Raw genomic sequence first — 3,227 nt, forward strand, 5'->3', positions numbered from 1 at the left:
CCCTTCGACCGACTCCCCCCGGCACTGCGGAAGCGAGGCGGCATGCACGACCCCGACCCACCGTTCCGGCCGGTGCGCCGGCGCCAGGGCTACCTGCCGCTGGAGGACCTCGGCCTGATCGGGAACGGCGCGATCGCCGCCCTGGTCGGCCTGGACGGTGCCATCCCGTGGCTGTGCCTGCCCCGGTTCGACTCCGAACCGCTGTTCTGCGGCCTGCTGGACCACGCGCGCGGCGGGCACTTCACCCTCGCCCCGGAGGACCTCATCGAGGCCAGGCAGCGCTACGAACCGGACACCGGCGTCCTGATCACCGAACTGCGCGGCCCCACCGGCCTGGTGCGCGTCACCGACGCGCTGACCCTGCGCTCCGGCGCCGACCTCACCGACGACGTACCGGCCGACCGGGGCGAACTCGTGCGCTCCGCCGTGGTGCTGGACGGGACCGTCCGGCTGCGCGCCGAACTGGAGCCGCGCGGCGGCGCGCAGACCCGGGCCCTGTTCAGCGGACTGGAGGTGCGGCCCCACCGGCGCCCGGACCTGCGCCTGCACCTGCGCTCCAACCGTCCGCTGACCGGCCTGCACAGCACCCACGAGCTGCGGCAGGGCGAGCGCCTGGACCTCGTGCTGTCCTGGGGCCGCTTCCACCGCCACCACCGCTTCGACACCGACGCGACCCTGAAAGGCACCGCCGAGGCCTGGCGCCGCTGGATGGGGCACTTCTCGTACGACGGCCCCCAGGAGCCCCTGGTCCGGCGGGCCGCGATCACCCTGAAGCTCTGCGACGACTGGGCCAACGGCTCGCTGGTCGCGGCGCCCACCTCCTCGCTGCCCGCGCCGATCGGCGGGATCCGCAACTGGGACTACCGCTACAGCTGGATCCGCGACGCGGCGTTCGCCGTGTTCGCGCTGCGCCGGATCGGTTTCCGGGGCGAGGCCGACGCCTTCCTCGGCTGGGTCCTGGACGCCTTCGAGGCCAGCCGGGGGCCCCGGATCATGTACGACCTGCGGGGCGGCCCGGTGCCGGACGAGATCGAGGACGGCGAACTGGAGGGCTACCGGCGCTCCGCCCCGGTGCGCTGGGGCAACGGCGCGACCGACCAGCGCCAGCACGACGTGTACGGCGAGATCCTGGACTGCGCCGAGCAGTGGCTGCGCGCCGGCGGCGAGATCCAGCCCGCGCTCTGGGCCGGCCTGGCCAAGCTGGCCGACACCGCCGGGCAGGCCTGGCGGCAGCCGGACCAGGGCATCTGGGAGGTGCGCAGCGAGGGCCGGGTGTTCACCTACTCGGCGGGCCTGTGCCAGGTGGCGCTGGACCGGGCCGCGCGGATCGGCGAGCGGCTCGGCCGGCCCGCCGGGACGGACCGCTGGCGCGCCTCGGCCGAGGAGCTGCGCCGGCTCATCCTGGAGCAGTCCTGGGACGAGGACGCCGGGACCCTCAGCGCCCACCTGGACGGCGGCGGCGCCCTGGACGCGAGCCTGCTCGCGCTCCCGCTGCGCCAGGTGGTGCCGGCCGACCACCCGCGGATGGTGGCGACCGCCGCGGCCGTGGCCGAGCGCCTGTCGGCGGGCGGCGGGCTGCTCTACCGCTACCTCCACGAGGAGTCCCCGGACGGCCTGCCGGGCGACGAGGGCGCCTTCGTCCTGTGCAGCTTCTGGCTGGTCGAGAACCTGGTCGGCCAGGGCCGGATCGAGGAGGCGGAGGAGCTGTACGACTCGCTGTGCTCCCGGGCGAGTCCGCTGGGGCTGATGTCCGAGCAGATCAACCCGTCCACAGGAGAGTTCATGGGCAACTTCCCCCAGGCGTTCAGCCACATCGGGATCATCGCCGGCGGCGTGAGCCTCGGCCGGGCGAGGGCCGGAGGGCGGGGATGATCGACCGGCTCGCGATCCTCGGCGCGACCGGGGACCTCAGCGCCCGCTTCCTGCTGCCGGCGCTGGCCGCGCTGCGGGCGGCGGGACACGTCGGCGACTCGCTGCGGGTGACGGGCGCGAGCAGGGAGGACTGGGACACCGAGCGGTACCGCGGCTGGGCCGCGGCCCGGCTCGACCGGCACGCCGGCGACCTCCCGGCCGGGGCCAGGGAGGCGGTGGCGGCCGCCGTCCGCTACCGGCGGGCCGACGTCACCGACCCCGCGGACGTGGCCGCGGTCGTCGCCGGCGAGGGGCCGGTGGCCGTCTACCTCGCCCTCCCGCCGGCCCTCTTCCCCGCCGTGATCACCGCCCTGCACGCGGCGGGCCTGCCGGCCGGCAGCCGGATCGTGCTGGAGAAGCCGTTCGGCGAGGACCTGGCCGGTGCCCAGGAGCTGAACCGGCTGCTCGCCGACCTGCTGCCGGAGCGGGCGGTGTTCCGGGTCGACCACTTCCTGGCCATGACGACCGTCCAGAACGTCCTCGGCAGCCGGCTGGCCAACCGGGTGCTGGAGCCGATCTGGAACAGCACCCACATCTCCGAGGTGGACATCGTCTGGGACGAGACGCTGGCGCTGGAGGGCCGGGCCGGGTACTACGACCAGGTCGGGGCGCTCAAGGACATGATCCAGAACCACCTGCTGCAGCTGCTCTGCCTGGTGGCCATGGAGCCGCCGATCACGCTCGGCGAACGGGACCTGCGCGACCGCAAGGTGGACGTGCTGCGCTCCGTACGGCCGTTGACCGAGCACGACGTGGTGCACCGCACCCGCCGGGCCCGCTACCTGCCCGGCCGGATCGGGGAGCGCGACGTCCCCGCCTACGCCGAGGAGGAGGGCGTCGACCCGGAGCGCCGCACCGAGACCTTCGCCGAGGTGGAACTGGAGCTGACCAGCTGGCGGTGGGCCGGGACGAGGTTCCGGCTGCGCAGCGGCAAGGCCCTGGGCGAGGACCGCAAGGAGGTCGCGGTGCACTTCCGCCCGGTGCCCCACCTGCCGTTCGGCCAGGGTGAGGAGGCCCGGCCCAACGTGCTGCGCTTCGAACTGGAGCCGGAGGGGCTGACCCTGGACCTGACCGGCATCGGCGCCCACGCCCACGGGCTGGCCCCGTTCTCGATGACCGCGCGGATGGACCCGCAGGAGCTGCCCGCCTACGGCCGGCTGCTGCTGGACGTCCTGAACGGGGACCCGGCGCTGTCCATCCGCGGCGACGAGGCGGAGGAGGCCTGGCGGGTGCTCGAACCGGTGCTGACCGGCTGGGAGCGGGGCCTGGTGCCGCTGGAGGAGTACCCGGCCGGCTCGCAGGGCCCGCCACCGCAG

Annotated in this window: 2 protein-coding genes; both read left to right on the forward strand. The window is 74.9% G+C overall.

Annotated features, from left to right (window positions below; genetic code table 11):
• Positions 1–42: 42 nt before the first annotated feature.
• Complete coding sequence (locus ACIQOV_RS34225) at positions 43–1,872, forward strand: glycoside hydrolase family 15 protein (RefSeq protein ID WP_401054695.1); 1,830 nt, start codon at positions 43–45, stop codon at positions 1,870–1,872.
• A partial coding sequence (locus tag ACIQOV_RS34230; RefSeq protein WP_401054694.1) for a glucose-6-phosphate dehydrogenase occupies positions 1,869–3,227 on the forward strand: 1,359 nt, incomplete at its 3' end. The genes ACIQOV_RS34225 and ACIQOV_RS34230, both read left to right, overlap by 4 nt.

Origin of the sequence: Kitasatospora sp. NPDC091257, assembly GCF_044757675.1 — a bacterium.
Lineage (GTDB): Bacteria > Actinomycetota > Actinomycetes > Streptomycetales > Streptomycetaceae > Kitasatospora > Kitasatospora lactacystinica.

Excerpts from the sequence above, each read along its gene's own strand:
- ACIQOV_RS34225 (WP_401054695.1), top strand. The coding sequence starts at position 43 with ATGCACGACCCCGACCCACCGTTCCGGCCGGTGCGCCGGCGCCAGGGC.